This is a genomic window from Lentzea sp. NPDC042327, from assembly GCF_040647275.1.
Classification (GTDB): Bacteria; Actinomycetota; Actinomycetes; order Mycobacteriales; family Pseudonocardiaceae; genus Lentzea.
Genome location: NZ_JBEZBX010000007.1, coordinates 59,982 through 86,049 on the forward strand (window position 1 = coordinate 59,982; position 26,068 = coordinate 86,049).

The window sequence follows — 26,068 nt, forward strand, 5'->3', positions numbered from 1 at the left end:
TGAGTCCAATCCGGAGTTGATGTCCTGGACCGTACTCAGGGGGTCTGACAATTTTCGGTGAACCGGGAAATCCGGCTGGTCAGAACCAGATCGCGGTGTCCGGCGGGAGCAGCAGCGAGCCGTCGCGCACCCCGTAGTACGACGAGGCCAGCAGCACGGCGCCGGGGTCGGGCAGGGCGACGACCTCACCGGACAGGTTCACCACGCACGACACCCGCCGGTCCTCGCGCGTGCGCGTGAACCACAGGACGTCCGCGGGTCCGTCCACCCACGTCACGCCGTCGCCCGCGCCCAGCGCCGGGTGGTCGCGCCGCACGCGCAAAGCGGTGCGGTAGAACGACAACATCGAGTCCTGGTCGGCGGCCTGGACCTCGACGCTCAGCTTCGCCCAGTCCGCGGGCTGCGGCAGCCACGAGCCGCCGGTGCCGAACCCGAGCGACGGGCCCGACGCCGACCACGGCAGCGGCACCCGGCAGCCGTCGCGGCCGCGTTCGGTGTGGCCCGACCGCTCCCACATCGGGTCCTGCAACACCTCGTCGGGCAGGTCGAGCACCTCGGGCAGACCGAGCTCCTCGCCCTGGTAGATGTACGCGGAACCGGGCAGCGCCAGCATCAATGCCAGCGCAGCGCGCGCACGGCGCACACCGGTCTCACCGCCGCCGTACCGCGTCACGTGCCGCTGAACGTCGTGATTGGACAGCACCCACGTGGTGGGCGCGCCCACCGGTGCCACCGCCGCCAGCGACGAGTCGATCACCGAGCGCAACGCGCCGGAGCTCCACTCGGCCGTGAGGTAGTGGAAGTTGAACGCCTGGTGCATCTCGTCGGGACGCAGGTACATCGCCGTGCGCTCGGCGGACGGCGTCCACGCCTCGGCCACGAGCACGCGGTCGCCGGGGTAGGAGTCCACCACCTTGCGCCACTCGCGGTGGATGTCGTGCACACCGTCCTGGTCGAAGAACGGCAGCGGCTCGGTGCCCAGCAGCTTCAGCTGGTCGGTGTGCCCGATGTCGGGCAGCCCGGCCGCCTTGACCATGCCGTGCGCCACGTCGACCCGGAACCCGTCGACGCCGAGGTCCAGCCAGAACCGCAGCACCGACAGGAACTCCTCGCGCACCTCCGGCAGGTCCCAGTTGAGGTCCGGCTGCTCGGGAGCGAACAGGTGCAGGTACCAGGACCCGTCGGCCACGCGCGTCCACGCCGGGCCGCCGAACACCGACTCCCAGTCGTTGGGCGGCTGGTCGCCGACGCCCTCGCGGAAGACGTACCGCTCCCGGTTGCGGCCGGCCAGCGCCTCCTGGAACCACTCGTGCCGGTCGGAGCTGTGGTTCGGCACGATGTCGACGATCACGCGGATGCCGAGCCCGTGGGCGTCCTCGACCAGCGACCGCACGTCGTCGAGCCCGCCGAACGACGGGTCCACCGCGCGGTAGTCGGCCACGTCGTAACCGCCGTCGGCCATCGGCGAGGCGTAGAACGGCGTGATCCACACCGCGTCGACGCCCAGGTCGCGGAGGTAGGGCAGGCGTGAGCGGATGCCGGGCAGGTCACCGACGCCGTCGCCGTTCGAGTCGGCGAAGCTGCGCACGTAGACCTGGTAGATGACGGCGTGTCGCCACCAGTCCTGGGACATGTCCTTGCCTTCCGTGGGTGCGGTGTCAGCGAACCAGGAAAGTCGTTGCAAAAGTTTTCCGCAAGTCGCCAGGAGGATTACTTGAGAAGCAGGCGTAATCCTGCAAACTTTTTCATAGATTTTCGCAGGCGTTGACCCGGTCGAGCGACGGACGGCTTCTCAGCAGCTGAGACGGGGAAGGCGCTGCGCGAGCAGATCGTTCGCAATGACATGAGCGGCTTCGCGGAAAACTGGCAGACGTGGAAGACGGAACGGGAACGCGGCCTGGCCGATCCCTACGGATGGCTGGCGCTGGTGTCACTCGACTGGCTGGAGACCAAGCCTCGCGCCTATGACGGCATACCGGGGCTGTGGTGGCAGGACGACGACGAGGCGCACTTCGACCCGCAAGGTGCCGAGGTCACGCACGACGGCGTGCCGATCACCGAACCCACGAGCTTCAAACTGGTCCAGAGCGGCCCCGGCACGCGCGTCCGGGCGGGTGACGTGGACATCGAGATCGCCCGGCGCGGCGGCTACCTGGTGCGCGTCCACGACCCGAAGGCCGAGGTGCTCAGCAGCTTCCGCGGCGTGCCGGCGTACGAGCCCGACGAGGCGTGGGTGCTCGAAGGCGTCTTCGAGCCGTTCGACACCCCTGTGCCGACGACGGTCGGTGCGGTCGTGGAAGGGCTCAGCCACGTGTACGAGGCACCAGGGCGTGTGCGGTTCACGCACGACGGCGCCGAGCACACGCTGACGGCGTTCAACGGCAAGGACGGTGGCATCACCATCCTGTTCACCGACGAGACCAGCGGCGTCACCACCTACGCGGCGAACCGGGAGATCTCGGCCAAGCCGGTCGACGGCAAGGTCGTGCTCGACTTCAACCGGGCCGTGAACCTGCCGTGCGCGTTCACGGCCTACGCCACCTGCCCGCTGCCGCCCGCCGGCAACCACCTGCCGTTCAAGGTCGAAGCCGGCGAACGCACCCCGTACGAACAGGGTTAGGGCAAGCGGTACCCAGTAGAGCCCGAGGGGTCGGGAACGAGGCCGTAGTCGCGGTTGACCGCGGCTGCGGCCTCCTCGTCCAGCTCTCCGGCGCACCAGCACGTTCGGCCGGCAGACGTCGCCGTGCACCACGGCGGCAGCGGAGCGTTACCGGGTCTGTGGCGAGATTGGGCCGAGCGGGTGTTAACCGCCGGTACGCGTCACGCCCCGTGCCGGATCTGTGGTGAAACCCCTTTCCCCACGTCCCCTGCTGAGACGGCGATCTGTCCGGAGAGCGCTTTCGGATTAGGTTCGGTCGTGGATGGGGTTTCGACCAGGAGCGGGTGCGCATGGCCGTCTTGTGGGGAGTGTCCTTCGACGCCACGGCGATGTCGGGCGTGGTGGTCGAGTTCGTCAAGACCGCCGCGCTGTTCGCCGGACGTGGTCACCGGGTCCACCTCGACCTCGGCTACGACATCAAGGCCGACAAGGGCCCGTTCTTCCGCCCCTACCAGGACGAACAGGTGCCGGACTGGATCACGCTCGACCGCGTCGACGGCCTGGACGAGGTCAGCGGCTACGACCAGGCGTTCGTCACCGCCACCCTGGAGGCGGTGCAGCGCGACGAGACTCCCCGCGTGCAGGAGGTCGCGGACCGGATCGCCCGGCGGATCGAGCAGACCTGGGAGGACCGCGGCGTCACGACGGTGATGGTCGAGAACGGCACCCTGCCCGAGAACGTCGCCTACACGACCGCCCTCCACCAGGCGATCGAACGCTACGGCGCCCGGCACGCGCTGGGCCGCTTCGTGTTCTGGCGCGACCACGACATGATGTGGCAGAGCGAACCCGGCAAGTACGGCACGTTCCCTTTCCCGGGCACGCCGCCGATGCGCGACTCACCGCACATCCACTACTTCGCGCTGCACGAGGAAGCCCTGTGCCGCACCCTGGAGTGGCAGCCGCACCTGCGCAACATCGACGTCCTGCCCAACACCTTCAGCCCGCCGCACCGCGCGGGCCGCGCGGACTTCAAGCGCCACCACGGCATCCCCGACGACGTCCGGCTGATCGCCCGGTTCACCCGGATCATCCCGCAGAAGCGCATCGACAGGGACCTGCACCTGCTCCGGCTGCTGCCCGACGACGTGCACCTGTTCATCGCCGGCGACACCGGTGAGCACCCCGCCGAGACCGTGAAGCTGCGCGCGCTCGTCGACGAGCTCGGCCTGACCCGGCGCGTGGTCTTCGGCGGCACCCTCGCCCAGGCCGAGTCGGCCGGCGACGCGTTCTCCGTGCGAGACCTGCTGGCGCACGCCGACATCGTGTCGTTCCTGACCTCGTACGACTACGAGAGCTACGGCAACCCGATCAGCGAGGCGGTCGCGGCCGGCGTGCCGTACCTGACCAGCCGGTACGCGTTGTACGACACCGTCTACCCGGGATTTCGGGCGCCGGTGCTGGACGTCCTGGCCCACGACCTGCCGACACCGGAGTTCGCAAGAGACGTCCACGAGCTGATGACCAACGCGGAGAGGAGGGCGGAAGTGGTGGCGCACAACCAGGAGCTCGGCCTGCACAGCAGGACCGCGGCGAACGAACTGGTCGACCGGCTGTTCCCGCCGGCCATGGGGGAGGACGTGCGGCTCAGCGTCGTCCTGCCCGTCTACAACGAGGCGGCCAACCTCGACGCCGTCCTCACCAGCCTGCACGACCAGGAGGGCATCGAGCGCGACCGGTACGAGATCGTGCTGGTGGACAACAACTCCACCGACGACACGGTCGCCATCGCCCACCGCTTCGCCGCCGACCACCCCGGTCTCGCGCTGCACGTGATCTCCGAACCCGAACAGGGCGTGGCGTGCGCGCGCAAGGCGGGCATGGACTACGCGGCCCAGCGCAGCCGTGCCCGCAAGGACCCCGGCGAGCGGTTCTACCTGGTCTCCGCCGACGCCGACTGCCGCGTCGACCGCCGGTGGCTCGCCGAGCTGTTCGCCGCCATGGAGGACGACAAGGCCGCGATCGGCGTGTGCGACTACTACTACAACGCCGAGCACTTCACCGGCCGGCCGCGGTTGTGGGACGCCATCCAGCGCACCCTGCGGTGCCGCGCGGTCACGTTCGCGTTGTTCGGCGGCTTCCCCGACGGCAAGGGCTTTGCCGTCGAACGCGAGGCCTACGAACGCGTCGGCGGCATCGAGATCTGCTACCAGCTGCACAACGGCCGGTTCGTGAACCACCTCTCCGACGACTGGGACTTCGGCATCAAGGTCCGCGGCTCCGGCTTCGACATCACCTACGCGCCGCTGTCGAAGGTCGAGATCAACCCGCGCCGGGTCAACCACGCCATCGACGAGGTCATCACCGGTCGCGCCTACGGGTCCGACGGCATCATCGTCATGCGCGACATCCGCCCCGACACCGAGGCGCAGACCGCGGACCTCACCGAGGAGGAAGCGCTGCAGGCGTGGGAGTTCTCCATCAAGGACTTCACGCCGAAGAACACCATCCTGCCCGTGCTGCTCACCCCGTCGTTCCTCGACGACGACGCGGTGGTGGCGTTCTTCGGCGCCGACCTGGCCGAGCGCCTGGGCCGGCGGATCGCCGAGATCAAAGACGAGATGCGGGTCGTCGACCTCACCCCGATCCACTCCTACAAGACGCCCTCCTACCGGCTCTACCTGGAGTTCCGCGACGAGCTCTTCGAACGGCTGCGCGCGGCGGTGGGGGAGGACATCGGCTACCCGCCGCCGCTGCCGGAGTGCTTCGCCGACGTGCCGCAAGAGCGGTTCGCGGAGTTCGTGAAGTACTACTGCGAGGACCGCGAGTCCGGCGAGGCGCACAACTACTTCGGCAACGGAGGAGTGTTCTGATGGACCGCGAACCGAGGGTCTGGCGTTCGTTGCAGGACCCCGCCAACGCCCACCTGCTGGAGTACGTCACCGAGGACCCGTTCGGGGCGCACGTCTTCCCCGGCAACGTCCCCGGCTATCCGGTCGACGGCTTCCTCGACGACCTCAGCGACCAGCTCGTCGGCACCGCACCCATCCACCTGTGGTCCTACATCCCCACGTGCGCCTACAAGTGCCGCTTCTGCCAGTACCCCGTCGTGCTCGTCAAGGGCGCGAACGCGACGGAGAAGCTGACGAGGTGGGTGGACTGGAACATCCGCGAGGCCCAGCTGTGGCTCGCCCGCGTGCCCGAGCTGGCCAAGGCGCCGGTCGGCGAGTTCAACGTCTTCGGCGGCACGCCCTCGTTGCTGCCGCTCGACCAGATCCGCCGGCTGCTCGACTTCTACCGGGACAACTTCGGCTTCACCGACGACACCACCATCCGGTTCGAGGGCGACCCCAGCACGTTCACGCCGGAGAAGCTGGCGGCGTTGCGGGAGCTGGGCTGCACCAAGCTCTCCAGCGGCGTGCAGTCGTTCGACGACCCGGTGCTGCGCGAGTGCGGCCGCGAGCACACCTCGCAGATGTGCGTCGACTTCGTGCGCAACGCGAAGAGCGCCGGGTTCGAGTGGATCAGCATCGACCTGATGTACGGGCTGCTCGACCAGACCGTCGACAGCGTGCGGCGCGACCTCGACGTCGTGCTGGAGGAGGAGATCACCGCCGTCGTCTGCACCAAGCTGCACCTGAAGTCCTACTCGGACACCCGCACCGGTGTCGCCGGTGAGCAGCCGGCGCCGTGGCAGCTGCCCGCCTACCGCGACAAGCTGGTGCAGAACGGCCACTTCTGGCCGACTCTGGCCGAGCAGTACCGGATGCGCGAGGTGCTCACCGACGGGCTGCGCGCCGCCGGCTACACCGAGCACCCCACGATGTACTTCGCACGCGACGGCCTCGGCCCGGAGAAGTGGAAGTCCATCATGGTCGACCAGGACCGCCAGGAGGCCGAGGTCGCGATCGGCCTGGGCGGCAGCTCCAGCTGCCGCGCCTCGGAGGCGATCACCGACGTGCAGTGGAAGTCCTACGCGGAGGCCGTGGACGCCGACCGCGTGCCGCTCGGATCGGCGACCCGGTTCACCGAGGAGGCGCAGGAGGCCAGGAGCGTGAAGATGGCGCTGTCCACGTTGCAGCCGGTGCGCGACGACCTGCACCGCGCCCGCTTCGGGCGGTCGTTGTTCGACGAGCCGTGGCTCGCCAAGTTCACCTCGCTGCGGGAACGCGGGCTGCTCACGATGGACGCCGACGCCGTGACCCTCACCGACGACGGCGAGGTGCTGGTGGAGGCCATCATCAACACCGAGCTGTAGGACCGCATCCCACGAGCGCGGCGCCGCGCGGCCTTCGTACCGTGTGCTCATGCTGCAACCGGACCGCGAGACCAGGGCCGAGTGGATGAAGGCCGTCACCGCGTTCGTCGACGAGTTCGTCGAGGGACTGGAGGCCGCGCCCGCCTCCACACCGGGCCGGGCACTGCTGCCCCCACCGCCGGCGGAGGCCCCCGGCGAGCTGGCCGACCTGCTGGCGCAGTTCGGGGAGGCCGCACGCCAGTCCGTGGAGACCGCGGGCCCGCGCTTCCTCGCCTACTTCCCGGCCGGTGGCCTCTACAGCTCGGCGCTGGCGGAGCTCCTGGCCCAGGTCACCAACCGCTACACCGGCGTCGCCTCCACCGCGCCCGCGCTCGTGGCGCTGGAACACAGCGTCATCCGCTGGTTCTGCACCGAGTTCGGCCTGCCCGCCGGCTCCAGCGGTGTGTTCACGACCGGGGCCTCGCTCGCCACCCTGTCCGCCGTCCACACCGCCCGCGAGGACCGCGGCGCCACCGCGGACGGGACGATCTACGTCACCGCGCACACCCACCACTGCGTCGCGAAAGCCGCGCGCATCACGGGCTTCCCCGCCGACCGCGTCCGCGTCGTGCCCGGCCTGCGCATGGACGTCGACGCGGCCCGCGCCCTGATCGCCGAGGACCGCAGGGCGGGCCTGAAGCCGTTCCTGGTCGTCGGCACCGCGGGCGCCACCAGCACCGGCATCGTCGACCCGCTCGACGCCATCGCCAACCTCGCGCACGAGGAAGGGCTGTGGTTCCACGTCGACGGCGCGTACGGCGGCGCCTTCCAGCTGACCACGCGCGGCCGGGAGGCCTTGCGCGGCATCGAACGCGCCGACTCCATCGCCTGGGACCCGCACAAGAGCCTGTTCCTGCCCTACGGCACCGGCGTGCTGCTCGTCCGGGACGAGGCACGGCTGCGCGCGGCCCACGTGGCCGACGGCGACTACCTGCAGGACCTCGACCACGACACCGGCGTGCCGAACTACTCCGACCTCGGGCCCGAGCTCACCCGCGAGTTCCGCGGCCTGCGCGTCTGGCTCCCGCTGCACCTGCACGGCGTGGCCGCGTTCCGTGAGGCGCTGGACGAGAAGCTCGACCTAGCCGCTGAGGTCCGCACCGCCCTCGCCGACGTCGAAGGCCTCGAAGTCCTGCCCTCGGAGCTGAGCGTCGTCGTGTTCCGGGCCGCTGACGACCCGACGAGCGAGCGGCTGTTCACGGCGATCAACGACTCGCGGCGGTTCTTCCTGTCCAGCACCCGGCTCGACGGCCGGTTCGCGCTGCGGTTGTGCGTGCTCAGCCACCGCACCCACCGTGAGCACGTGGCGGAGTTCGCAGACCTGGTCAGGCACTTGGTCTGAACAGCGGCAGCCGGGTTTCACCTGTTCGATGCAGCGTTCTGCCGTTGACAGCGCCCGCCCTCTGCTTCATTGTGAATCGTGATGACTCAATCTGAATCAACGCAGACCCTGGGGACCTAGGTGGATGACCGCGGATCCGCGCGGCACGTGCTTGCTCGTGAGCTGAAGAAGCTCCGCCTTCTCCAGGGCCTGTCCGGCAGAGAGCTCGGGCGCCGGGCTTCGATCAGCCAGTCGAAGGTGTCCCGCGTCGAAGCGGGGACAGCGTTGCCCACCGTGCCGGAGATCGAGGAGTGGGGGAGGGTGCTTGGAGCGCCATCGAAGACGGTGCGACGGCTTGTGGAGCTTGCCGGAACGGCTCGCTTGGAGACGCTTTCCTGGGCGACGACCCTGCAAGGTGATCGGAAGCACCTGCAGCACGAGATCGGTGGCTGGGAGTCCGCGGCTACGCGCGTGTGCACCTACCAGCCGTCGGTCGTTCCTGGGCTCTTGCAGACCGCGGAGTACGCGCGTCGCGTGTTCTTGTTGTCCACTCCGCCTTATGACGACCAGGCTCTGGCCTCAGCCGTTGCCGGACGCATGGATCGTCAGCTCATCTTGCACGAAGAAGGTCGGCAGTTCGATTTCCTCATCACCGAGGCGGCGCTCCGTTGGCGTCCTGGACCGCCTCATGTGCTGATGGGGCAGCTGGATCGACTGGTATCTCTCTCCTCATTGGAAAACGTCAGCATCGGACTCATTCCTCTCGATCGAGAGGAGATGGCCGCCACCTACTCGCACGGTTTCGTCATTTATGAGGAGGCCGACGAAAAGATGGTGACGCTTGAGCTGATCCACGGCCCTCTGACTGTGGAGTCGGTGGAAGAGGTCAACCAGTACCAGCTGCGGTGGTCGCTCTTGAAGAACATGTCGTTGTTCGGTGACGAGGCGCATCAGCTCCTTGACGACCTCATCGGACGCACGAGGCGTCACGCTGCCCTGGAGGGTGGCAGGGCGTGACGCCTCGGCGTCCGCCGGTCAGCTCAGGCCGAACTCGCCGGCCAGCACGCCGTACAGGAACGCGATCCACTCGAACTTGGTGAACCACAGCACGGGGCCGGCGGGGTTCTTCGAGTCCCGGACCAGCACGCCACCGTTGGCCATTGCCACCTCGACGCATTCGCCCTTGGGCTCGCTGAAAGTGCTCTTCTTCCAGATGAGTCCCTGGTCGTCCATTTCTTCTCCTGGGTTTCGCGGCTGCCCGTTGCTGCCGTTGAGAGCAACGATGGACGACGCGATTTCCGAACAGCTTGGTATCGAACTTCCGGTCAGTTGGCAAAAGACTTCCATTCGGTTGGTGAACGGAGACAATCTTGGTGGGGAGCGAAGTGAAGTTCCGCGTCTGGGGAGAGGTGGGCGTCTACGTCGATGGGCGGCGGGAAGGGCCCAAGGTCAAGAAGGCTTCTTGGTTGCTGGCTTTTCTGCTGCTCAACAACGGCAAGGCAGTGGAGTTGGACTCTCTGCGCGAGTGGTTGTGGGACGACGTGCCCGCGAGCGCGGACGGCGAGGTGGCCAAGCTCATGAGCGACCTCCGAAAACTGCTGGAGCGGGTGGGGTATCCGGACGCCCTGTGGAGCAAGGACGGTCTGCGCTGTCTGAAGGTCCCGGATGAGCTCGTGGACAACCGTCGATTCGCCGAATTGATGGCCAAGGCGCATGCGGCTGACAGGCGGACCCCGGTCGGCCTTCGTGAGGCTGGTGCTGCACTGGAGCAGGCATTGGGTCTTACCGAGCGCGGGCCGCTGACAGGGGTCTTCACCTCGCGGGCAGAGCTCCAGCGAACACGGCTCAGGGACGATCGTCACGACGCTGAAATCCTGGCTGTGCAGGTCGGCACGGAGTTGGGCAAGCACCAGGCGTTGATCGGGACCGCGAGGCGCATGCACTTGGAGAGTCCCGAAAACGAGGAGGTGACCCTGCTCGCGGCTCGTGTTCTGCACCTGTGCGGCCGCACCAATGAGGTGGGAACCGTCATCAAGCGGCACCAGGATGCCCTCGCCGAGCTGGGGCACATCCCGACCAAGGAGATCAGAGAGATGCACACTCGCATACTTCAGAACGATGCGGGACTGCAGCCGCTCGTGCAGAAGCAAGCGGCTCCGGTGTCGAACCGACTCGTAGTCGCCTTCAAGACGGACCCGCGCGACGTGGAGTTCCTGCGCAGGTTGGTGCCCGATGCCTTCGAACGCAACGACATCGCGATGCGGGCCGAGGGCGGGAACCTGACGTGCGATCTGCCCGCACAGGCCACTCCGCTGCTCGTCATCGAACGCTGTCTCAGTCGTCTGTCCGAAATGGTCGATCGGCCGGTGAGCACTGGTGTCGCGGTGGACGACGCACAGCGAGCGCACGACCTCGCCGGCTCGCGGACCGCTCAGGAACGGCTGCAGACTGCTGCGGGCAGGTATCTGGTCGTCGCCATCAGCGAAGAGCTTTACGAGTTGGTCGAGAAACCCGATCGGGAGACCTACCGCCGTGCGGCCGACGTGAACGGGTGGGTGTGCGTTCCAGGGCTCTCGCCTCAGCCGGACGAGCCGTCGGTCGAGGCGAAGCCGCAGGACGAGAAGGCGGCGCAGAAGTCGTACTCGTTCGCCTTCAACGGGACCACGTCAATTGGTACGCAGCACAACGGAGACGCTGTCCACCACCACTACCTCGGCGGTCGACGATGAGTGACGACAAGTCCGGTGGGCCCTCGTCGAGCTCTGAGCCGTCGGGATCGAAGGACAGCGACGCCAACGAATCATCGAATGGTCCGCAGCCGGGCGCGGAGGGCGGGCAGAGATCCGATTCGCGTCAGCACGACCAGGCTTACCTGCACGGCAGGAAGATGACGACGTCGGGCGCGATGAACTTCAACCGGGAGGCGTCGATCGACGACCTGCACATCGGTGACAGGCACACCCACTACTACACTTACACCTTCGCCGGTGAGGGTGGCGATCTGCGTGCGATCACTGTTCGCGAAGATGAGCTCAAGCGGGTGCGCAAACGCTACATGCCGGTACAGGACTACGCCGACTTGCTGGAGGGTTTGGCGCAACGTCGACTGTTGGTGCTTGACGGTGAACCGGGTACAGGACGGTCCACCACCGCGTTGCGATTGCTGGATCGGCTTGCCAAAGGCAAGGTGAGCAGTTTTGGAGCTGTGGCCGATCTCTCCAAACTCGACGAGTCGCGCTTTGAGGAGAGAACCGGCTATGTCTTGAAGCTGGCCAGCTCTCAGGCGGAGGCGTTGAACGAGTGGCAACTCGACCACCTGGCCGAAGTCGTCGTGGCCAAAAGCGCCTATCTGGTGCTGGTCTGCCATCGAGGAGTGCACCGACAACAGCTTGGCGAGCATGTGCTGCCGTGTCCGCCGCCTGATGTGGACGGCTTGGTGCTGAAGCACTTGTCTGAGGAACTGCGGGATGGCGACCATGATGTCGCACAGCTCCTGCAGCAGGCCTACTGCAACGCCGGTTTGCGTCAATCGCTCACGTCCAACCCGCGACCTGCGGAGGCAGCGCAGATAGCGGCACTCCTCGCGCAGATGGCCGACGGCCGGTTGACTTTGTCCGACGTGGAGGTCGGCGCCGGCAAGCTGCTGCGCAAGCAGGTCGACGAATGGTTCAAAGAGCTGTCAGGCCCTGCCAACGCATTGCCGGAGGCGATCAGGCTCACGGCGTTCCGAATCTCCCTGGCCGTGCTCAACGAGTCAGAGTACGACATCGTGATGGATGCAGGGACAACCCTGGCGGCCAAGCTGTTAAAGGAAATGAAAGGCGAGTACGCCGTGAAGTCCGAGGAGTCAGTGTTCACGGACGATCACGCCGTGAACCTGCCGGCGTCACGTGCGACCACGAGGGACGGGAAGTACTCGTTCGGTGGACTCTGGATCCAGACGCAGCTGGTGATGTTCCGCGATGATCGCTTTCCGGTGGTGTTGCTGAGCCAACTCTGGCACCAGCACCACAAACTGCGCAAAGTCGTCCTGGAGTGGCTGACCGAGCTGAGCAACGATGATCAACCGATGGTGTGGGTACGCGCAGCGCAAGCGATGGGATTGTTCTGTTCGCTGTCGTTCGGAAGAACGTTTGCCAAGCAGATCGATCCCCTGGCTGGAGCTGAGGGCGAGAAAGGAGAGCAGCGCAGGAGGTTCGCTGCCATTGCACTCGACCAGGCGGCTCGCGACGAGAGGATGTCGGCTGCGGTCTTCGAGAGGGTTCAGGTCTGGCGGCGGCATGGCAACGAACACCAGCAGTGGACGGCGGCGGCCGCACTCGGCTACGACTTGGGTCTCGACCGCATCGACGACGCGTTACACGAGTTGCGTGTGCTCGGTACTCCGGCAGAGCGTCGCACGAGGTCGCAGGAGACGGATTCCGGTGACCTGGTGCACGTGGCGGGAGAAAGCGTCGCCAACCTCCTGGCCTTTGGTGCCGTGACCACGGTTTTGCGGCAGCTCACGGAGTGGACCCGGAGTGACCGCCAGAGCATCCGCCAGCTCGCACGTGCCTCCCTCTCTTGGCTGATCTACCTGCGTGGGTACGACCGCGGAGTACTGCTTCACTCCGCAGGCCGAGACGACCGGCTGGGTACTGCCGACAGGGAGGACTGGCCTCTGCTGCTCACTTTGCTCGAACAAGACACCGCTCGCACGCACGAGGTAGCGGAACTCGTCAGATGGGCGCTCCGCAGCAGGGATCCCCTTGAAAGCGTGCAACACCGGTTCCGGCGCTGGGTCTTCGCAGCGGAGAAGGACGAGAGTTGTCTGCGCGCACTCACCGCGTTCATGCCTCGCCTCGTGGTCGGGCGAGACGACTTCCGGTGTCTTCAGCACCTGATCGATCGAATGCGGCGCGACTGGTCCGATCCCATCGATGAGACAACAGCGCTCGCTCTTGAGAACTCCATCCACGCGCACAGCGAGAGGACGGCTTCATGACCCGCCAGTTGTCCAACGACGATGCTGTCTCACTCGCAAGGCATTACACCATGCTTCAGAACGAGGACGGTTCAGATGAGGAGACCGAGCCGCAGGATGTCGTGAACCTGGACGAACGACCTCGCGAGATCACCGGTCCGATACTGGGCGACTGTCCGCTCGGCAGGTGGGATGCGTTGCGCGGGCAACTGCCCGCCGACGGCCGGACGGCGAGGTTGTTCGTCACCGCCTCGGGCAGGAGGCTGTGGTTTCCGCCGGACCAGCAGCCCACGGCACGCGTGCTGATGAGGCAGCGGGTGTGCCACGTCTACGAGATCGACATGGGCGTCCACCTGACCCGAGTCGAGTTGACGCTGCCGTGTGCGGGGGACGAGTGCTTCTTCCAGGCGGTCGTCGAACTGCGGTGGCGGTTGACGGACGCGGTGACAGCTGTTGCTTCCGGTTTGTCGAACGTGGCCAAGGCCCTCATGCCGGAGATCACGGCTCGTCTGCGCTCCGTCACCCGCAAGTTCGACATCGAGCAGGTGAACGACGCCGAAGCGGCGGCGGTCCAAGCGCTCGCTGTGGAGCCGCTCGGCGTCGAGTTCGGGCTCGAAGTGCGGACGTACATCTCGCTCACGATGGATCAGCCCACGCTGGCCCACGCCGCGTTGATGCGTAAGGTCGAACGTCTGCGGCGAGTCCTGGTCGAGGGCGACTACCACCAGTTCGCGTTGCAGCTCTCCTTGGACGAGGACAGCGTCACCGAGGTGATGCAAGCGTTGATCGACGAACGCAAGACCAGCCGACAAGCTGTGCTCGAGTTCCTCAGCAGGATGCTCGAGTCGGATGCGATCGAACGGTGGGAGGTCGAAGACGACCTGCGCGTGCTGCTCCAATCGCTGCGGGAGTGGAGCAACAACACACTCGCGGGCGTTCGAGAGACGCCCTCGACCTCTCTGGGAACCGGGAAGCGAGCCACCATCCCCGGCGGGGAGAAGCGGTGATCAGGCGCTTGTCCGCAGCACCAGCGAGGTAGGCAGCAGCACCGACGGCGGCAGTCCCTCCTCGCCGTCCACCTCGGCGAGGAGGCGCCACGTCAGCATCCGCCCGAACTTCTCCACGTCCTGCCGCACGGTCGACAGCGGCGGTACGGCGGGCACCGAGTCGTCGAACCCGATCACCGCCACGTCACCGGGCACCGACCGGCCGCGGGCGTGCAGCACCTGCAGCGCGCCGAGGGCCATGATGTCCGCGGCCACGAACACGGCGTCCAGCGCCGGGTCCCGGTCCAGCAGCGCCGCCATCGCGGCCGCACCGCCCTCGGACGTGAAGTCGCCGTGCACCACCAGGTCGGCGGCCCGCCCGCTCATGGCGCGGCGCCACCCGGCCAGCCGGTCGAGGCCCGCCGCCATGTCCGCGGGGCCCGCGATGGTCGCGATCCGCCGCCGTCCCGACGAGATGAGGTGCTTGGTCGCCTCCTGGGCGCCGGTGAAGTTGTCCGAGTCCACGAACGGCACCGCGCCGCCCGACAGCGGACGGCCGCCGACCACGACGGGCAACCCGTTCTCCTGCAACACCGACAGCAGCGGGTCGTGGCCGTGCAGGCTCACCACGAGCGCGCCGTCCACGTGCCCGCCGGTGAGGTAGGCGGACACGTCACCGGGCTGGCTCATCATCAGCACGAGCTGGGTGCGGCCCGCCAGTTCGGCGTGGACCCCGCGCATCAGGCCGGCGAAGAACGGGTCGGACAGCACCCGGCCGCTCGGTTCGGACAGCACGAGCGCGATGGCGTTGGCCCGGTGCCCGGCCAGCGACCGCGCGGCCTGGTTCGGCGTGTAGTCGAGCTGCACGACGGCGCGCTTGACCGCAGCCTTCGCCCGTTCGCTCACGTGTGGTGCGCTGTTGAGGACGCGGGACACGGTGGACTTGGACACCCCGGCCAGCCGGGCGACCTCGTCGATGCCGGCTCGTCTGTTCACTTGGCGACTTCCTCTGGCGGCGGCGGCGTTCTGGGAACGCTCCCAGAAACAGTGAGGAGTCTTTACCGCAGCCGGGTGGCGCGTCAAGCGAACGAGGGGGTGCTCTCAGTTCGTCAGGCGGTGGCGCGGCGCACCAGCGAGGTCGGGAGCAGCAGCGACGGCGGCAGACCGTCCTCACCGGCCAGCTCCGCGAGCAGCCGCCACGTCATGGTGCGGCCGAGCTCCTCCACGTCCTGGCGGATCGTGGTGAGCGGTGGCGTCGAGGTCGCGGCCAGCACCGAGTCGTCGAACCCGATCACCGCCACGTCGTCGGGCACCCGCTTGCCCTGCGCGTGCAGCGTCTGCAACGCCCCCACCGCCATGATGTCCGCCGCCACGAACACGGCGTCGAGGTCGGGCGCCTGCTCCAGCAGCTCGGCCATGGCCCGCGCGCCGCTCTCCGGCGTGAAGTCCGCGTGCGCCACCAGGTCCGTGGCGATCTTGCCCTCGCTCAGCCCGCGCCGGAACCCGCTCAGCCGGTCCGCGCCCACCGCCATGTCCTTCGGGCCGGCGACCGTACCGATCCGCTTGCGCCCCAACGAGACCAGGTGCCGCGCGGCCTCCAGGCCACCGGTGAAGTTGTCGGCGTCCACGAACGGCACGCTGGTGTTGCCCAGCGGCCGCCCGCCGACCACGACCGGCATGCCCATCTCGTGCAGCATCGGCACCAGCGGGTCCTCGCCGTGCAGGCTGACCAGCAGCGCACCGTCGGCGTGCCCGCTCGCGAGGTAGGCGACCAGGTCGTCGGTGTCCGACGGCTGGCTCATCATCAGCAGCAGCTGCACGTGCCGCCCGGCCAGTTCGGAGTGCACCCCGCGCAGCACGCCCGCGAAGAACGGGTCGCTCAGCACCCGCCCGGTCGGCTCCGACACGACGAGCGCGATGGCGTTCGCCCGGTTGCCGGCCAGCGCGCGGGCGGCCTGGTTGGGGGAGTAGCCGAGCTGCGCGATGGCGGCGTGCACGGCCTCGCGCGCCTTCGTGCTGACGTACGGCTCGCCGTTGATGACCCGGGAGACGGTCGACTTCGACACCCCGGCGACCCGCGCGACCTCCTCGATGCGAGGCCCGGGTCGTCTTTTCGCCGTCTCCGTCATGACGTCATCCTAGGGCTCCGGCGGAATCCGGCGGCGGTGCGGCGCGCTCATGTCGGAAATCGGACAGTTCAATGACATCGGCGGGCGCGGCTAATCGGGCTCGAATGCCGCGTTGCGCATTCGGGTCTGGGCAACGACATCGTCCTGCGCGCGCTTTACCGGGGCGCGACCCGCTGCTCCGCGCGGGTCCGCCATGGCGGCCACCGGCTGCCGGCGCGTTTGTTCACGCCGGAAATGGTGCGGTTCCGGCGGCGGCACGCGGGCCGCAACCGGTATCCGCGCACCGTCGGATTTCCGTCGCACCCCGTGATCGAGACCAATCCCGACCTGTTCGACAACGACGACCGCGTCACCCTTTTGCGGATCGGCCGGGTGCCCGGGCGTCGGTCTTGCCGGCGAACCGGGTGCGGCTACTTCGGCGTGATCGTCACCCGGATCTGCACCCGCAGCCCGGTGTTCGTGACCCCCGTGATGACCCCGCTGCTCGCCTTGGGCCCCGCCTGCAACCGCAGCACGAACCGCACCGACTCGTTGGCGGCCAGTTCGCCCGCCGAGCACGTCACCTGCCCCTTGCCGGCCGGGCAGCCGACCTCGCCCGCGCCCGTGGAGCCCGCCCCGACGGTCTTGAGCTCGGCGGGCAGCGTCAGCGTCAGCGTGGACGGGGGTGCGGTGCCGGAGCCGACGTTGCTCAGGGAGATCTCCACCGGGGTGGGCGGGCCGTTCGTGGTCATGCCGACGTCCGGGGGCGAGCCCATCACCAGCGACGGCTCGCCGTTCGACGTGTCCTGGCCGGTGGTCGTGGTGGGGGCGCCGGGGACGGGTGCGTTCGCGGCACCGGAGGTCTGGGCCGCGCCGGAGGTCGCGGTTTCGGTTGCGGCGGTGCCGGACGTGGTGGTCACGACCGAACCCGAGGTGGTCAGGCCGGTGGTGGGCGCGGTCGACGTGAACGAGGCGGCCGGGGGAGCGGTGGTGTCGGCCCTCGGCGGGTTGAGCGGGGCGCTGACGCCGGCGGTGACGACGATGACGACGGCGGCGGTCGAGGCGGCGGCCACGGTGAACCACGAGGAGACGCCCGCGGAGGCCAGTGCGCTCGCCTTGCTGAAGCCGAGGTAACCGGCGGCGGCACCGCCGAGGACCAGGGGTGCGACGACGGAGCGCAGGGCGGCGTTGACGTCGGCCAGCTCACCGGCGATCGCGCGGCACTCGACGCAGCGGTCGAGGTGGGCGTCGAGCTGCATCGACTCGCGCGCGGACAGGCCGCCGCGGGTCCAGGCGCCGAGCTTGGCGACGGTCGCGCGGCAGCGTTCCGCGGGGTCGCGGGCCACGTGGGCCTGCAGGTAGGCGCGGCGCAGGCCCTCGCGGGCGCGGTGGGCCATCGCGGAGACGCCGTTGGCGGACAGGCCCAGGATCGGCGCGACCTCGCCGGGCGACTGGCCCTCGATGGCGGTGTGCCACAGCACGGTCTGCCAGCGTTCCGGCAGCGACTCGAACGCCGTGGCCGCCAGCGACTGGTTCAGCGAGGCCACCGCCGTGTCGCTGAACTGCACGCTCGTCACGCGGGTCGCGCCGGGCACCTCCTCGACGTCACCGGCCAGCTCCAGCCGCTTGTCGCGCCGGGTCTTGTCGTAGGCCGTGTGGCGCACCGCCGTGAGCAGGTAGGGCCGGAACGACGCGTCGGGGCCGCCACCCGTGCGCAGTGCCGAGAGCACCTTCGCGAACGCGTCCGAGACCAGGTCGTCGGCGTCGGCGGACGACCCGGTGAGCTGCAGGGCGAGGTTGAGCGCCGCGCGCACGTGCCGTTCGTACAGCCGGCCGTAGGCCTCGACCGCACCGCGGCGCACGGCGTCGATCAGCTCCGCGTCCGAAGGCGGCCGAGGAGCGCCTTCCTCGTCGATCAAGCTTTCCGCCTATCTCCGTGCAACGGGTGATAGGCGGACCTTATCGAGACACGTCAACCCGAACAATCCACGCATCCGAACCAAATGCATTGGGAGTCCACAATGGACGTTGTTTGGGCTGGTCTTCCGCAGCCGCCGCCGTCGGGGCGCGATCCACATCGCGGGACGGCGGTCCTGTTCACCGCGCGCCGCGGCCCGATCCCCGGGCTCGAAGACGGGTCTTGTTCCTCTGGCGGACCGGCCGTGCCCCTGCTCAGGCCAGGTCGGCGGTCAGCTTGGCGGCCATCGCGCGCACGGCGGGCGTGTCGTAGCGGTCGCATTCGGCCAGCGCCCGCACCCGCAGCTCGCGCGCCTGCGCGGCGTCACCGGCCACGTCGGCGAGCTCCACCAGTCGCGCCATGACCTCGATCCGGTGGTCGGACAGCCGGGCCTCCTCCAGCGCCGACAGCAGCTGCTCGCGCGCCTCGCCGAGCCGGCCCGCGTCCATCAGCACCAGACCGCGGTTGTGCCGCACCCGCGCGACCCCGGCGGTCGTGCCGTGCCTGGAGAACAACGACTCCGCCTCGTTCAGCAACTCCAGCGCCCCGTCCACGTCGCCCGTGGCGGCCAGGCTGGTCGCGAGCCGGATGAGCATCATCGCCAGCAGCTCCTCGTCGCCGCCGGCCGCGCGGTGCTGCTCGACGCTGCGCCGCTGCACCTCGACCGCCTCGCCGAGCTCACCGGTGCCGTGCAGCATGAGGCCCAGCAACGACAACGCCAGGTTCTCGCCGATCGGGTACCCGGCCTCCTCGAACAACGCGAGCGCGCGCCGCCCCAGCTCGACCGCCCGCCGCGGTTCCCCGTTGCGCCGCAGGATCGCCGAGCCGTAGTACCACGTCCACGCCTGCGTGACCGTGTCGTCGACCTCGATCGCCGCCGCCTGCTCGTGCGCCACCAACGCCTCTCTCGGCTGCCCGCACAACGCGTACTGCGCCCACGCCAGGTAGTTCAACTGTTCCACCGTGTCCCGCGGGGTGCCCAACGCGCGCGCCGCGTCCGCTCCCGCCTGGAACACCTCACGCCACAGCTCGCCGACCCCGTGCAGGTCCGAGTACCAGTGCATCGCCTGCGCCAGTGCGAGCACCCGCTCGTGCTCGCCGAGCCGGGCCGCCGCCCGCAGCGCACCGCGCCAGTGCTCCAGCTCCATCACCAGCCACCGGCCCGCGGACTCCTTGTCGGGCAACGACTCTGAGCGCACCGGCGGGTCGTCGTGGTCGAAGTGGCGCGCGGCCGTCGTGGCGATGTCGAGCAGCGAGTGCCGCAGCCGGGTGCTCAGCTCGCGCACCACGGCGGGGTCCTCGTCGAGCTCCAGCCGTTCGGCGGCGAACACCCGCAGCAGGTCGTGCCGCCGGTAGCGGCCGGGCGTCTCGCTGACCCCCAGCAGGCTCGCGTCGGCCAGCTCCTCCAGCACCTCCTCGGCGCCGTGCCCGCCGTCCTCGCCGGCCACCACCGCGGCCAGCTCCACGCTCGTGTCCGGCCCCGGGACCAGCGCCAGCCTGCGGAAGAGCCGTGCCGCGTCCGGGCTGAGCTGGTGGTAGGAGTTCTCGAACGCCGTGCGCACCTGCAGGTCGCCCGCCTTGAGCAACGACAGCCGCCGCCGTTCGTCGGCCAGCTGCGTCGCGAAGTGCTCGACCGTCCACTGTGGCCTGCTGGCCAGCCGGTTGCCCGCGATGAGCAGCGCCAGCGGCATGCCCCCGCACAGCTCCGCCACGCGCTGGGCCGCCTCGGGCTCGGTGTCCACCCGGTCGCCCGCCACCGCGCGCAGCAGCGCGACGGACCGCTCCAGCGGCAGCAGGTCCACCGCGAGCCGGTGCCGCGCGTCCAGGCCGGTAAGCGTGTTCCTGCTGGTCACGAGCACCATCGTGCCGGGGCTCGACGCGATCAGCGGCCGCACCTGGGCCTCGCCGGCGGCGTTGTCGAGCACCAGCAGCACCGTCCGGTCCCGCAACAACGAGTGGTACAGCGACAGCCGGTCCTCGGGGTCCGCGGGGATCTGCCGCTCGTCGACGTTGAACGACCGCAGCAACCGGTGCGCGGCCCGCCCCGGTGACAACGGCTCGGCGTCCATCCCGCGCAGGTCCAGGAACACCGCGCCGTGCGGGAACCGCGCGCCCAGCCGGTGCGCCGCGTCGACGGCGAGCGCTGTCTTGCCCGCGCCCGGCGGCCCGTGCAGCACCGCGATCTGCACCAGCGCCGACGACTCCGCCTCGCGCGCGAACCCGTCCACGGCCCGTTGCTCGGCCTCCCGGCCGGTCAGCTCCAGCAGCACCGGCGGCAGGCTCGCCGCCGACAGCACCGCGCTGGGCGGCTCCGGCCGGACCTCCGCCTCCGGCACCCGCCCTGCCCGCGCGAGCGCCGCGAACTCGGCGGCCTCGTCCCCGGCCAGCCCGAGCCCGCTCACGAGCAGCTGCACCGTGCGTGACTGCGGGGTGAGCGTCCGGCCGCGTTCCATGTCGCTGATCGCGCGCATGCTGAGCCCGGTGCGGTCCGCCAGCTCCTCCTGGGTCAGCGGCACGCGGGATCGGTAGAAGCGCAGGAAGTCCCCGAACGAGCTCACCGGGCCATGTTGCCACGACCCGGCAGTTCTCGTTCGCGTCCTCGTCGCTTCGGTGAGAATTTCTTCCGGAGGTTCTGCCGGTCAATCGTCAAGGTGGTGCGCGCATTCCGCGGATAGCGTCGGGGTAATCGTTCTTCTTTGTTCGAACCGGGGAAAAGACGTGTCAGAGTTCAATGGGTTGCTCCAGCGTGCAGAAAATCACCCAATTCGTCCGGTGGTGGGTCTGGCTTGGTCGTTGGCGCTGGTAGGGCTGCTGATCCGCTGGCACGACCACTACCCGATCGACCTCGACGTGTACCGGCTCGGCGGCCTCGCCTGGCTGACGGGCAATCCGCTCTACTCCGGGTTCACCGGCCCGCCACTCGACCCGGGGCTGCCATTCACCTACCCGCCGCTGGCGGCCGTGTCGTTCAGCGCGATGAGCTTTGTTCCGGGGTGGGCGCTGAACCCGCTTCTGCTGACCGCGGGCTTCGTCGCTTTGACCGCCGTGTGCGTCACCGTCGCGGGCCGGGTGCGGCCCGGCCTGCGGTGGACGCTCGGCCCGGTCGCGCCGATCGCCGCGCTGGCGCTGGACCCGGTGGAGTCGACGTTCGGCTACGGCCAGATCAACCTCCTGCTGCTGGGCCTGGTCGTGGTCGACTGCCTGGCGGTCACGGACCGTCGCTTCCGCGGCGCGCTGGTCGGCGTGGCGGCGGCGGTCAAGCTGACACCGCTGATCTTCGTGCTGTACTTCCTCGTCCGCCGCGACTGGCGGGCCGCGCTGACCGCCGCCGCCACCTCCGCCGGCCTGGCCGTGGTGGGCTTCCTGGTGGCGCCGCGCGACTCGGTGCAGTTCTGGTTCCACGCGATGGTGAACCCCGAACGGATCAGCGGCGTCGCGCTGCAGGCGAACCAGTCGATCCAGGGGCTGCTGCGCGGCCTCGGCCTGGAGCCCGGCACCCGGTCGCTGCTGTGGGTGGTGCTGTCAGTCGTCGCCGTGGCCGCGGCGGCGTTCGTGGCGTGGCGCACCGATGATGACGTCGTCGCGTTGTTCGTCATCGCGGCCGCTGGCCTGTTGGCGTCCCCGGTGTCGTGGCTGCACCACTGGGTGTGGTGCGTGCCTGTGTTGTTGTTGCTCGCGCTGCGCGGTCATTGGCCGATGTTCGTCATCGTCACCGCGGTGTTCATGATTCCTGTGCACGAGGTTGACGGTTATGTGGCGCTGGCGGCTGTGGCGTTGAGCGTGCTGGCGTACCGGTCGCGGATCGTCGTCCAGGACCGGTGCGGGTACCTCCAGTCGCAACATCAGCCGCCCCCACACCGTCGCCTCGACCTGTCTGTGCAGCCGCAGCTGGGAGAACGCGGTCAACAGCGTGCCAACACCGCGATAGCGCCGGATGCTCCGTAACGCTCTCGTTCCGGGCTACGACTGTCTGCTTGTTGCTCAGACCAGCCAACGGAGAGGCCGAACATGTCGTGGAGCACGGTGGATGCGCTCGGCTCCATCTTGGGGGGCACGTTCAGTGGTTGCGCCTTCCTCGCAACACTCTTCCTGCTAACCCGGGAAACTCGTTTACGTCGAGCCGAACAGCACGCTGCGATGGTGCGGCAAGAGGACGAGAACGCCAGACAGGCCAGGCTCATCGTCTCCGCCATCGCCAAGGAGTCCTACCCGCTCAAAGACGGCTTCAAGGTGCTTGAGATGGACGGTGTGGTGACGAACTACAGCGACATGCCGATCTTCAACCTAGTCGTCCAGATGGAGGACATCGGTGGCGGCCAAGAAGGCTTCCGGATGGTGAAACCCGGCGAATCCGTGCGCACTCAGCTGCATGTGCATCGTCCCGCGGACAGTGGATCAATGGATATGTCGTTGCCCCGCAAGGTTGGACTGAGCCTGCATTTCCTCGATGCCAACGGCCGTCACTGGCGCAGGAAGGGGTCCGGCCAGCCGGAGCACGTGCTGAGCGACGCCTTGTCGGAGGCGGTCCCGATGGAGCGCTACCGCCCTGACGCCGCCAGGTGATCAGAGCGCGTCGCGCGGAGCAGGCTGTGAGGGGCGCGTGTAGCGGTGCTTCACCCCCACCGGGAAGTACTCCGGGTCCCCGGCCGGTCGCAGCACCACCTCCGGCAGCTGCCGCTCCACCGGCACGTAGTTCGCGAACTCGCTGTTGAGCCGCAGCAGCTGCGCCCGCACCGACTGCGCGATCGCGGGTGCGTCGGCGGTGGCGCCCGGCGCGACCTCCACCGTGATCCGCAGCGACCGGTCGCGGTCCGCGTCCTCCACCGACTCGATCACGAACTTCCCGGTCACCGTCGCGCTGATCTCCGGTTGTTCCAGCCCCACCGTCACGTTCTCCGGGTACACGTTCGCCCCGAAGAACGACACCGTGAACAGCGAGCGCCCGAACACGTAGACGAACGGCAGCGGCGGGCCGTCGGGTGGTGTGAAGCCGTGTTCGGCGCACAGCGCGAGCAGTTCGGCGTGGGGGAGGAGGCCGCCCTCGTCGCCGATGCGGTAGCGCACCAGCGGGATTCCGCCGTCCGCGGTGAACACCAGGGTGTCGTCGATGACCTCGAAGAAGCGGCTGGCGGGGTCGTACTGCACCAGGGTCGGCAGGCGCGGGTCGCCGAACACCAGCCGCGCCAGGTCGGGGCGGTGGGCGAGGAAGCGGCGGATGCCCACCGACAGCGCGGTCTCGGTGCCGAGCACGCCCGCGTCGGCAGTGCCGTAGAGCGCGGCGATGTCGTGCACCGGGTCCGCGATGCCGGCCCTGGTGGCGACCAGGTCGCGCCACTGTTCGCTGAAGACCTCGCCGGCCAGCACCAGCTTCACGTCGAACGACCAGTCGGTGCCGGAGTCGACCACGTCCTTGACGAACGGCGGGTAGCCGAGCAGGACGGTCTGCTCGAAGTGCGGTGCGAGCTCAGGCAGGACGCGCAGGACCTCCGCCTTGTTGTTGCCCGGCGCCACCACCGTGATGGGGCAGCCCTTCGCGGCCAGGTGGCGCACGCACGCCTGCGTGAACAGGCCGCCGACCCACGTGCCGAGCGGGAAGCACACGACCGCCAGCGTGCTGCGCTCGTCCGCGCCGAAGCCGTCGACGAGCACCTGCTCGAAGCGGCGGGCCACGTGCAGCTCGTCCTCCAGAGACCGCGGCCAGATCGTCGGCCTGCCGCTGGAACCGGACGAGACGGCGATCATGTCGCAGGCCGCGAGGGTGCCGTCGCGGCACAGGTCGGGCAGCGGGTGGCGCTGGTGGTAGTTCGCCTTCTCCGTCAGCGGCAGGCGCTGGAAGTCCGCGAACGCCTGCACGGACTCCGGCTCGATCCCGTGCTCGGCCAGGAAGTCCCGGTAGGCGGGCACGGTGGTGGCGGTGCGGCGGAACAGGTCGAGCACCCAGGACGGGGACGGCTCCGCCGCCGGGGCGAAGAACGTCTCGAACGCGCGGAGCACACGGGCCTGCCGATCACTCATGGTCCTGACCTTGCCAGACGGCGGTTCGGTGCGCGTGCCCGGCGCGGGAAGGCCGGCCGCGGAACCCGCGACCGGCCTTCCCGCGCCACCGGCTCAGCCGACGCTGTCGACGACCTTCGTCGTGATCGCCGTCGAGGTCAGCACCGTGCCCTCGGGCAGCCAGGTGTACTCGCTGCCGGGACCGGTGAGCCTGCGGTCGCCGATGAAGTCGCCCGTCTCCGGGGAGATGACGAGCTCCACGCGCTCGTGCCGGTCCGTCAGCGTGATGCCGACGCCGGTGCGGCCGTCCATGGTCACCTTCTGCGGGGAGACCGTGACGCCGTCGATCTTCGCGATGGCGCGGTACCAGCCGGCGCGCAGGTCCGCGGGCATCAGGCCGGCGCGGAGGATCTCGGTGGCCTTGGCGAACATGGCCGCGGGCGTCGAACCGCGCTGGCTCGTGGTGCTGCGCAGCCACTCGTACAGCGCCGCCGGGTCACGCGGCAGCGCGGCGTAGAACGCGGGCGAGTCCCAGTCGGTCGGGTCGCCGCACACCTTGCGCGGCTGGGACTTCGGGAAGAAGTCACCGCACTTGCCGCGGCGCTCGCCGGTGTCGGTGTCCTGGTTGGTGTAAGGCGCCTCGGACTGCGGGACGTTGCCGCCCAGCCACTTCGCCTCACCGTTCTGGGTGCGGCGGTTGACCCACTCCTGCGTGACGTCCGCGGGGATCCACGTCTGGTAGGTCAGCTCGACCGCGTAGGTGGCGCCCCTCATCGGCTGGGGATTGTCCACGGAGGACCCGAACATCATGCCGCGCGCGTACGTGCCGTGCTCGGTGATGAGGCGGTACTGGCCGGGCCCGACCGGCTGGTCGACCGGCGTGATCTTGCCCGCCGCGTCGTCGAGCAGCTCGGCCGCGGACAGCAGCGCCACCTGCTGTTCGGTGGGGCTCGGCGACGCGGACACCGGGGGTGCGGCGGCGGGCGGTGCCTGGGACGGTGCGTCGGTGTCGTGGACCACGACCACCCCCGCGGCGACGAGTGCCACGGCGGCCGCGGCGACGGTCACCGGTAGCAGCTTGCGGCGGCGCAGCGGGACCACGGTGCCCGTGGCCGCGGCTTCGACGACCCTGGCGCGCACGGCGTCGAGCGGGCGGGTGCTCGTGCGGTCAGCCCGGTGCAGCAGGTCCAATGCTTCGTCCAACTCGGTCATGACGACTCCCCTGTGAGCAGTGCCTGCAGTTTCGTGCGCACGCGGTGCAGGCGTGAGCGGACCGTGCTGGCAGGCAGGTTCAGCGCGGTCGCGACCTCGGACGGGTCCAGCCCGGCCCAGGACGTCAGCAGCAGCAGGTCCCGCTCCTGCGCCGACAGCCTCGGCAACGCCCGCGCGAGCTGGCGCTGGGCGTCCACCCTGGCGGCGACCTGTGCGTCGTGGGAGTGCTCGGTCTCGGTGTGCAGCCGTTCGGTCGCCCGGTAACCGCGCAGCTCCGTGCGCACGTGGTTGCGCAGCAGGTTCGTCGCGATGCCGTACAACCAGCCGCGCACCGGCGCCTGGGCCGGGTCGTAGGCGCCGCGCCTGCGCAGGGCCACGAGGAACGTCTCCGCGACCAGGTCGTCGGCGGTGTCGAGCCCGACGCGGCCCGCCAGGTAGCCGCGCAGGGCAGGGGCATGGGTGTCGAAGAGCGCGGTGAACGCGGCGGCCGGGTCCTCACCGTCGAGGTCCGGCCTGCTGCCGTCCACGGCGCGCTCCTTGGGCTTGGTCACGCTGGTACTTGTCCGCTCCGGCTCCGAGCGTCCCCGACCTGTGACCGCCGTCACCACTGCGCGCTGATGAGTCCGGAGTG

19 protein-coding genes are annotated in these 26,068 nt (G+C 69.2%); 10 read left to right on the forward strand and 9 right to left on the reverse strand.

The genetic code is table 11. The annotated features are described in order from the left end of the window. Positions 1 to 79: 79 nt before the first annotated feature. Positions 80 to 1,633 carry a glycoside hydrolase family 13 protein gene (locus AB0A63_RS19340; protein WP_360392857.1) on the reverse strand — a complete coding sequence of 518 codons (1,554 nt, stop codon included), beginning with the start codon at positions 1,631 to 1,633 and terminating at the stop codon, positions 80 to 82. A 210-nt stretch (positions 1,634 to 1,843) separates the two neighbouring features. Here AB0A63_RS19340 and AB0A63_RS19345 point away from each other — a divergent pair, with 210 nt between their 5' ends. The 5 genes from AB0A63_RS19345 (at position 1,844) to AB0A63_RS19365 (ending at position 9,234) form a co-directional block, all read left to right on the forward strand. Beyond that, positions 1,844 to 2,620 carry a DUF1684 domain-containing protein gene (locus AB0A63_RS19345; RefSeq protein ID WP_360392860.1) on the forward strand — a complete coding sequence of 259 codons (777 nt, stop codon included), beginning with the start codon at positions 1,844 to 1,846 and terminating at the stop codon, positions 2,618 to 2,620. A gap of 329 nt (positions 2,621 to 2,949) precedes the next feature. Further along, positions 2,950 to 5,472, forward strand: coding sequence for a glycosyltransferase (locus AB0A63_RS19350; RefSeq protein WP_360392863.1), 2,523 nt, complete (start codon positions 2,950 to 2,952; stop codon positions 5,470 to 5,472). After that, a complete protein-coding gene (locus tag AB0A63_RS19355) occupies positions 5,472 to 6,857 on the forward strand; it encodes a radical SAM protein (protein WP_360392865.1) in 1,386 nt (461 codons plus the stop codon). Before AB0A63_RS19350 ends, AB0A63_RS19355 begins: the two co-directional genes overlap by 1 nt. 49 nt (positions 6,858 to 6,906) lie before the next feature. Then, a complete protein-coding gene (locus AB0A63_RS19360) occupies positions 6,907 to 8,238 on the forward strand; it encodes an aminotransferase class V-fold PLP-dependent enzyme (protein WP_360392868.1) in 1,332 nt (443 codons plus the stop codon). 120 nt (positions 8,239 to 8,358) lie between these two features. Continuing rightward, positions 8,359 to 9,234: a helix-turn-helix transcriptional regulator gene (locus tag AB0A63_RS19365; RefSeq protein WP_360392871.1), complete on the forward strand. Its 876-nt coding sequence runs from the start codon at positions 8,359 to 8,361 to the stop codon at positions 9,232 to 9,234. Positions 9,235 to 9,252: 18 nt separating this feature from the next. On the opposite strand, the gene AB0A63_RS19370 is transcribed toward AB0A63_RS19365, so the two are convergent. Further along, complete coding sequence (locus AB0A63_RS19370; RefSeq protein ID WP_360392874.1) at positions 9,253 to 9,450, reverse strand: DUF397 domain-containing protein; 198 nt, start codon at positions 9,448 to 9,450, stop codon at positions 9,253 to 9,255. 152 nt (positions 9,451 to 9,602) lie between these two features. Here AB0A63_RS19370 and AB0A63_RS19375 point away from each other — a divergent pair, with 152 nt between their 5' ends. Genes AB0A63_RS19375 through AB0A63_RS19385 form a run of 3 tightly spaced genes read left to right on the forward strand, consistent with a single transcriptional unit; the run spans position 9,603 to position 14,187 of the window. Beyond that, the gene (locus AB0A63_RS19375; protein WP_360392877.1) at positions 9,603 to 10,946 is read left to right on the forward strand and encodes a BTAD domain-containing putative transcriptional regulator; all 1,344 of its coding nucleotides are present in this window, start codon (positions 9,603 to 9,605) and stop codon (positions 10,944 to 10,946) included. Then, positions 10,943 to 13,201, forward strand: a complete 2,259-nt coding sequence (locus tag AB0A63_RS19380; protein ID WP_360392880.1) for a hypothetical protein — start codon at positions 10,943 to 10,945, stop codon at positions 13,199 to 13,201. The genes AB0A63_RS19375 and AB0A63_RS19380 overlap by 4 nt, the downstream gene beginning before the upstream one ends. Further along, positions 13,198 to 14,187 (forward strand): hypothetical protein, encoded by a 990-nt coding sequence (locus AB0A63_RS19385; protein ID WP_360392883.1) that lies wholly within the window; start codon positions 13,198 to 13,200, stop codon positions 14,185 to 14,187. Before AB0A63_RS19380 ends, AB0A63_RS19385 begins: the two co-directional genes overlap by 4 nt. On the opposite strand, the gene AB0A63_RS19390 is transcribed toward AB0A63_RS19385, so the two are convergent. The 4 genes from AB0A63_RS19390 to AB0A63_RS19405 form a co-directional block, all read right to left on the reverse strand. Next, entirely contained in the window at positions 14,188 to 15,162 is a 975-nt protein-coding gene (locus tag AB0A63_RS19390; RefSeq protein ID WP_360392886.1) for a LacI family DNA-binding transcriptional regulator, read from the reverse strand. It abuts the gene before it with no gap. A gap of 113 nt (positions 15,163 to 15,275) precedes the next feature. Continuing rightward, entirely contained in the window at positions 15,276 to 16,295 is a 1,020-nt protein-coding gene (locus tag AB0A63_RS19395) for a LacI family DNA-binding transcriptional regulator (RefSeq protein ID WP_360392889.1), read from the reverse strand. Between the two features lie 410 nt (positions 16,296 to 16,705). Continuing rightward, a complete protein-coding gene (locus AB0A63_RS19400) occupies positions 16,706 to 18,193 on the reverse strand; it encodes a sigma-70 family RNA polymerase sigma factor (RefSeq protein ID WP_360392892.1) in 1,488 nt (495 codons plus the stop codon). Positions 18,194 to 18,446: 253 nt separating this feature from the next. Further along, positions 18,447 to 20,789 (reverse strand): tetratricopeptide repeat protein, encoded by a 2,343-nt coding sequence (locus tag AB0A63_RS19405; RefSeq protein ID WP_360392895.1) that lies wholly within the window; start codon positions 20,787 to 20,789, stop codon positions 18,447 to 18,449. Between the two features lie 160 nt (positions 20,790 to 20,949). Between AB0A63_RS19405 and AB0A63_RS19410 the strand changes: the two genes are divergently transcribed. After that, positions 20,950 to 22,176, forward strand: a complete 1,227-nt coding sequence (locus AB0A63_RS19410; protein WP_360392898.1) for a glycosyltransferase 87 family protein — start codon at positions 20,950 to 20,952, stop codon at positions 22,174 to 22,176. Between the two features lie 78 nt (positions 22,177 to 22,254). Beyond that, positions 22,255 to 22,794, forward strand: coding sequence for a hypothetical protein (locus AB0A63_RS19415; protein ID WP_360392900.1), 540 nt, complete (start codon positions 22,255 to 22,257; stop codon positions 22,792 to 22,794). Here AB0A63_RS19415 and AB0A63_RS19420 read toward each other — a convergent pair whose 3' ends face one another. The 3 genes from AB0A63_RS19420 to AB0A63_RS19430 form a co-directional block, all read right to left on the reverse strand. Continuing rightward, positions 22,795 to 24,246, reverse strand: coding sequence for a phenylacetate--CoA ligase family protein (locus tag AB0A63_RS19420; RefSeq protein WP_360392903.1), 1,452 nt, complete (start codon positions 24,244 to 24,246; stop codon positions 22,795 to 22,797). Between the two features lie 93 nt (positions 24,247 to 24,339). After that, positions 24,340 to 25,437, reverse strand: a complete 1,098-nt coding sequence (locus AB0A63_RS19425; RefSeq protein WP_360392905.1) for a CU044_5270 family protein — start codon at positions 25,435 to 25,437, stop codon at positions 24,340 to 24,342. Continuing rightward, the gene (locus AB0A63_RS19430) at positions 25,434 to 25,988 is read right to left on the reverse strand and encodes a sigma-70 family RNA polymerase sigma factor (protein WP_360392908.1); all 555 of its coding nucleotides are present in this window, start codon (positions 25,986 to 25,988) and stop codon (positions 25,434 to 25,436) included. The genes AB0A63_RS19425 and AB0A63_RS19430 overlap by 4 nt, the downstream gene beginning before the upstream one ends. Positions 25,989 to 26,068: the final 80 nt, after the last annotated feature.